Annotated in this window: 3 protein-coding genes; 1 reads left to right on the forward strand and 2 read right to left on the reverse strand. The window is 52.7% G+C overall.

Annotation, left to right across the window (positions count from 1 at the left end; genetic code table 11):
* Window positions 1-30: 30 nt before the first annotated feature.
* The gene (locus Q8O92_03495) at window positions 31-3,081 is read right to left on the reverse strand and encodes an NTP transferase domain-containing protein (protein MDP2982376.1); all 3,051 of its coding nucleotides are present in this window, start codon (window positions 3,079-3,081) and stop codon (window positions 31-33) included.
* A 336-nt stretch (window positions 3,082-3,417) separates the two neighbouring features.
* On the opposite strand from Q8O92_03495, the gene Q8O92_03500 reads away from it, so the two are divergent.
* Window positions 3,418-3,633, forward strand: coding sequence for a hypothetical protein (locus tag Q8O92_03500; protein ID MDP2982377.1), 216 nt, complete (start codon window positions 3,418-3,420; stop codon window positions 3,631-3,633).
* An 87-nt stretch (window positions 3,634-3,720) separates the two neighbouring features.
* On the opposite strand, the gene Q8O92_03505 is transcribed toward Q8O92_03500, so the two are convergent.
* Window positions 3,721-6,300: a DUF3160 domain-containing protein gene (locus tag Q8O92_03505; GenBank protein ID MDP2982378.1), complete on the reverse strand. Its 2,580-nt coding sequence runs from the start codon at window positions 6,298-6,300 to the stop codon at window positions 3,721-3,723.
* Between the last annotated feature and the right edge of the window lie 438 nt (window positions 6,301-6,738).

Raw genomic sequence — 6,738 nt, forward strand, 5'->3', positions numbered from 1 at the left:
CAGAAAAGATTTTCCAGGAAAATGGTACACTTATAATGCAACTACCCCCGATCCCTCGATGGGGAAGCATTTTTCCACAGAGTGAGGCAAATTGTATTTCCGGTAAAAGGCATCGATCATGATTTTCCGGAATGACTCAGCGGATTCCTCCTTTACCAGGGCCATGATGCATCCGCCCAATCCTGCACCCGACAGCTGCGCTCCGATAACTCCCGGTATGGAGAGCGCCGTATCCACCATCTCATCGATAAGCGGCGTGGAACAGCCATACCCTCCCGGCTGCAGGTGCAATTCAGCCGTCGGATCGCATGCAGCCAACCGGTTTTTGAGCGAGGCTATATACTCATCAGGACAGGAATTGTCGTAGTTTACACGTTCCAATCCGTTCATCCGGCTCACCCGGTCGCCATCATGAGAGAAATTCATGAGACGACCTGTTCCTTCCATGTTGCCCGCCTGCAGGAGTTCCGGAATCAATCGCGCCCGCCGGATTTCGGCAAGTCCGAAGAGCGCCACCCGGCGCACCTCATAACCCCCCTCCGGCTCATGGTGAGAAGTAAACACCTTTTCCAAACGTTCTCGATCCTCGCCCTGGATAGCCGTCATGAGATCGGAACGGGTGATACGCTCAGGAAGGTCAATGAGAATGTCATAAATTTCATGCGGCTTTAGTCCAAGATGCTCCGAATTGATGTCCCGAAAGTGTACAATTCTTTCTTGAAACAGGGGGTAACGGGATTTCACAAGAGCCTGAGCGGCTTCGTAGGCGGCCACTTTCTCATTGTATATCTGCATGGCGTTTTCGGGTTTTCTTGGCGACTGGTGAGACTGGAGAATGAAGAGCGCATACCCCTCCGGGAACGGCGCTACACTCTCAATGCGGACGGGGTGGAATCCCATATGAATAATACTCCCTTTCTCCGCAAATTTAAGGGCTGTGTGATCCCCGCTCCCGCCGCGAGTGCCGAGAAACCATTCCCCCTCACCGCAGAGGTCCACAAAGTCGCTCGGTGCGATGGCAAGTCCGTTGATGAAAGTGAGCGCTTCCGCCGCGGTTACCACAACCGCTGAAGATGAGCTCAATCCCGCAGCGAGAGGAATATTACCGGAGAGCACACCGTTAAAGCCAAAGAGGAGCCGCCCTTTGAATTTTTCCTGGAGGCGGAGCGCCGCCGCACGAAAGTAGTTTGACCAGTCCCCGCTGCTTGACCGGATCATTTCCAGCACTTTCTCCGAGTTGATCATGTTCAGCCACTCGTCCCAGGGGAGACGTGAGAGTTCAGAGCCGATGGAAAAATTCCGAGGCCGGAAGTTCCGGGAATCTACGTTGTGGATTTCGATAACATCGTCGTTTCTAACCCCGGCCGCGAGTACTACCTCGCAATTGATGGCCATGTAATTCGTGTATCCACCTCTGTGATCCACATGCCGGCCCATCAGGTTGATCCGCCCAGGACTCCGTGAGATGATAACCGGATGGTGAGCGCCATATACCCGGATGAACTTCCGCAGGGTCTTCAGATAGACCTCTCGCCGCTCCCTGTGCAGGTCGGTATTGACTCCATAGATCTTCCCGAAGACTGCCCGCACTTCCGGGCCGAACTCCTCAAGGATGCGAACCCACTCGGTCACCGGACGGAGCGCCCGTTTACGGAGCTCCTCATCGATACGTGCATAGGCCTGCTCCCGAAAAGTGAGGTTCGCTTCCTTGGTGTTGTAATACTCCTCGATATGGAGGAGTTCCTCAGGGTTGTTGAATGACAATACCTCATTCTTGTCCCGCACCGGTACAGGGATGATTTTCCAGTGTCGTTCGGAGTCGCGGGCAAGGAGGCGGATTACATCAGTCAGATATTCCTCCTTTTGGGCGTTATCCGTTCCCAGAGAGAATATCCGGCGATAGAACGCCTCTGAGGTGAAAAGGTAAACTGCCTGGTTTATCGTGTTGCACATCCGCTCCAGTTCCTCACCGCTCATTTCTATCTGCCTGCCGTTCGCTTCATAAACATATTTTCGACTCGTTTTAGGGATGAGCGCATCGAGTTCACTGCGGTCGAGATCTTCCCCGGAATCGAGGCGCTCCATGAGCTCCGGGAACATCGGCCTCGCTTTTGAATCAGAAGGCAGCACTGCGAGGATTTCTTCAAGGAGCCGGCAGGCAGGTATCCGTTCCATCTCCCCGGCGAGATTAAGGAAGCGTTCAGAGAGGAGTATCTTCTGCACATCGCGCTTCTCCACGATGTCAACCGGCCTTCCCATGCGGTCATACACCATTCTCCCCCCATCAGGCCAGAACCGCTTGTCCGCCACCATGACCGCTACATCTGCCCCGCTCTCCCGGAAAATGTGCAGCATACGCTCGGTCGCAGTTTCCTCCAATACCTTGTCCCCCAATACAACGAGCACGTTTCCTTTGTAACCCTGAGACTGGAGCAGGTATGCGGCTTGTTTGGCAGCGTTTCCGGTGCCGTTCTCGTTAATCTGGTATACGAAGGCCGCATTGTCCCGTATTTCCGCAATCTCACGGACTATCTGCAGTCCCTTTTCACCAACTACTACGACGTGCTCATGCACTCCCGCAGTCTCAAGCTGGTCTAAAAGGCGGTTGACTGCAGGCCGTCCTGCAATGGGGAAGCAAACCTTGTGAAGTTCTTTCGAGCGCATCCGTGAACCTTTCCCTCCGCAGAGGATAACCGAAACCATCCCCTGCGCGGCCTCCAGATTCACCTCTCGTTTCGGGAAGAGCGCGACGGCGGCAAGCCCCTCCAAAAGCGCCCGGGTATCAGGATTGTCGTCCTCGCCATCGGCTGTGGCTGCTTCCATGCCATCGAGATCGAGGAAAAGATTCCCCCTATCCAGACAACAGCAGAGCGCGGCATATAGTTCCGGAGCGAAACAATAGAGGTAGTTTATCAGGTTCGCGTTGTTACTCCCGGAAAGCACTAACAGAACCCTTTCACCGCTTTCAGGAGAATACTCATATACCTGAGTATGAGAGCAGGAATTGGAGGAAGTATCCGCTCCCTTTTTTGCCCTGCAGGAAAATGACGCAAGCAGGGAAAGGCGCCCTATCTTTTCCATTTTTTTCTATAATCCTTTTTTCTTCAAATATTGACGGCCTTTGTCGCTGATTTCCCAAATGCCCGGCTGCGAATCATTCTTGAGAAGTCCCATGCCTTTTGGTTTGTGATGGATAGAGGAAATATACAGACTAAAAGTCGTGTGAAAAAGTCGAAATGCACTGTGTTTCCCCGTTCCATAAAAGGCTTTTGAAAAACCCTGTTTAATTGATAGATGCCGAAACGGCTTCATCGTTCCCGCGAAGCGGCAACAAGTTCGGCATGACGTCATCCTGAACTCGTTTCAGTATCTATATGATAATAAAAACCAACTTTTTCACAAGCCTTTTAAAAATTCGTGTTTTCATCCTCTCCCTATACTTGTGATGTGAACGACACCGGCTGGAAAAAAGTAAGCGAGCGCTGGGTCTGGCTGCTCCAGTCCGGGAAGAATACGCTGAGTGTGCGCGCGGTAAACAAGTTTGGAGTGAAAGGAGAACCTTCATCGGTTGTGCTTAACCATGTGGATGTTCCATTAGGGGGAAAAAGAGGTAAAACGCGTATTCATTTTTAATTTTTCCTGGTTTGCTCATATTCGGGCAAAAAAAACCCCATTTTTTACAAGGCGCGGGAAGGAGGAGGATGGATGACCGCAGATATATCAGCGAATCAAGAGCATTTTAACCGTCTCTTCGTGCATACCTGCTTTAAGGCGGCAAAAATACAACCCGCTCGCCGTGTTGATTGAATTCCACCGGACAGAATATGTTCCGGGGGAATGATACCCCTCCGCGAGGGTTTTTAATTTACGGCCCATGATATCGTAGACAATCAGGGTTATCTGTCCGGACGCCAACGCCGTGTAACGCACAGTAACAGCAGGATTGAACGGATTGGGATACACGCTGAGAAGTTTGAGCTGCCCCGGCAAAGACACGTTTTCTGCGGCGACACCGGTCGGAACAATTCCGGGCAGTTCCCGGCCGGTAATGCGTGCGCTGCCTTTCCTGTCAGCCAGGTAAATATTCACCCAGTCGGGGCGCGGAGGAAGCGCATCCGTCTTCTGAAGCATTTCGTTCCAGCGCTCGTCTGTCAGGCGATCGAAATTACTGGTGATCGTTTCGTAGTACGACATCACCGGCCCTGCGAAAGCGGTCGGACCCATATCGGGGAAAGGGGAGTCCACCAGGAATACTCCGAGGTTCACCCATCCGGTGCCCGCATGCAGCACCCGTCCGACAACCGAGCCGAACTCGTCAGTTGGCTGGGTGTGGACATCGGCGATCACAAAATCCGCATCACGGGTACTCATATCGTCGAATTTTTGCGAATCATAAAAAAGGTCGCGGTACCAGCCAAGTACCGGGGGCGCTCCGCATACTCCGTTAGTATTCTGGTAAAGCATTTCCCGGAGGTATTCCTTTTCATTCTCGGTCAGAGATTGACGGGCCAGTTCCTTGCGGGCGATGGTTTCCAGGCGGCTCATTACCTCCCGCATACCCGAAAAATATCCGGGAATCCGCCCGATGGGAGTGCTGTAAACCCCGTATTTCGAAAAATATGCGCCCGCCCGCTCCGCGAAGAGGCCGATTTGCCGGAAGAACTCCGGGTAAGGCTCGACATAGGAATACGGGAAAGAACACACTGCTCCGCCCGTGTAGGATTGCTTGGCGTAGAGAAGGTTATCGTGACGGAGCTGCGCCCATGAAGCAAGCTGGGTGTTTATCTTCTCCTGCCGCCAGGCCGCAGTGAGCATGAAGAAAGGCAGCCCGTCAGTGTTCGCGGAAGGATTGAGCTCCCTGATTGCGGAAAGCCAGGTGTTATAGAGCGACACCCCCCAGAAATTATCATCATAAGCGTCCACGAGGTATCGCAGGTCGGCGAGCTGCGCGGAATAGTGATAGGTATCGAGCTGCTCTTTCAACAGTGGAAGGGCATCGTCGTTCCCCAGCACGAAAAGAGCGTCCAGCGGGTCCGGCATCGGGCGCCAGACCTTCTTCCCGTTATACATGATACGGTCGTAAACGACATTGGAAAAGATGTAGGAGTCGATGATGAATTTCTGCCCCATGAGCCGGAAGGAAACCGGAAGCGGGTCCGGTTTATCAGCGAAAGGGTCCATGATGAAGAAATCGGAAAGAATACGCTGCCCCGCTTCCGGTGTGGCAAGGAGAGCGGACTGGAAAGCATTGAAGACCGTATCGTCGAAAAGGGCGCCCGCCTTGTCCAGATTCTGAGTCCGAACTACTCCGGCCAGTTCCTTCGGGGTCAGGTTGTCGCTCTCGCCCACCAGGAAAGTAATAACATGGTCGTTCTCGTCCAAAAGGTCGCTTTCCCCGGAAAGGGCCGAGAGCTCGTTCAGGAGCAGTGCGTCAATACTCATCCGGCGGAGGTCTTCCCGGCCCATGGTTAGACCATCGCCCGCCGGAGGCGGAGTGAGCAGGAAATCCGTGCGGCCAAGCCACATCATGCATTTGAAGTACGGCCCGAGATATTGCACATATCCCTGGCGCGTATAATGTCCCCGAACCGTGAACTGGCTGAAATCGAGTTTACGCGGTGTTTCCGTGAAGAGCGGCATCTGGACCATCTTCTCTGCGTGGATGGCATTCCAAACCGTATCGACAGTCTGCGGAGAAACCAACTGCGGGGAGCCTTTCGCTCCGGCCAGAAGAGAACGGGCAATGGTCACGTAAAGGTCAACATCTTCCAGCGCCGCTTTCATACGCTTATCAGTTTCATACCTATCCATAAGCTTCGGGTAAGCCCCTGAAAGCGCATCGAGAAACTGTATCAGGTTCAGGCGCAGGCGGTACATTTCCAGGTCCATGAGGATGCTGTCGTAAGAATTATGCAGCGCCTGGAGCACGGCATCGGTGGTTATAAACACCGGGAGATCCAGGTTGTAGATTGACCGGTAGGCTTGACCGAAACCGATGAACATCTGCCGCTCTGTCACTACGAAACCGTTACGGGTGAGGAGGTCTTTTTCCGAGCCGGTGAGACCATACTTGATTCCGATGGAATCCAGATACGCATAATTGCCGGTGAGAACGGGGGTCCGGCTTTTAAAGTAAGGGGATTTCGGCGCATGACGGGAGAGCAGGGTTCCGCTCGGAAGGTCCTGGTTCGACCGGAGAAAATTACCGTATTCCGTGCTGCTGAAATTCGATTGCGCCCGGGCGGAGACAGTCAGGATACACGAGACTGCGGCGATAAAAAAGATAGATAATAATTTCATGGCGGCTCCTTTCAGGAATGAGGAAAGCATCACCTGTCCATCATTATTTAGGCTAGTGTTTATAATATGTTTAGTCAAATTCATTTTGTCAATGTGTTCTTTATCATGATGTTTCGGTGGCGATCCGGGAGCCTTCTCAACATCGGGAATCAAAAGTGCTTGTGAAACGGCGGATGCGGGTGTATAATCATGATAATAAATGAGCCAATTGCAAAAGTCGTTTTTAATTGAAAAAATGTTAAGTTTTTACTTCAGCCCCCTAACCCTCAGTCCCTTTCCCCCGAAGGGGGCAAGGGAAGTCGTTGCTCCACAGTCTGTTCCTGCCCCCCTCCGGGGGAAGGATGTCCGAAGGACACGGGGTCCCCGCTCGTACGAAGTACGTGCGGGGTGGATTGAAGGGGGCTGCTTCAAATATCGACTTTTGCAAAAGGATCAAAT

Source organism: Candidatus Latescibacter sp. (assembly GCA_030692375.1).
In the GTDB taxonomy this organism is placed as follows: Bacteria; Latescibacterota; Latescibacteria; order Latescibacterales; family Latescibacteraceae; genus JAUYCD01.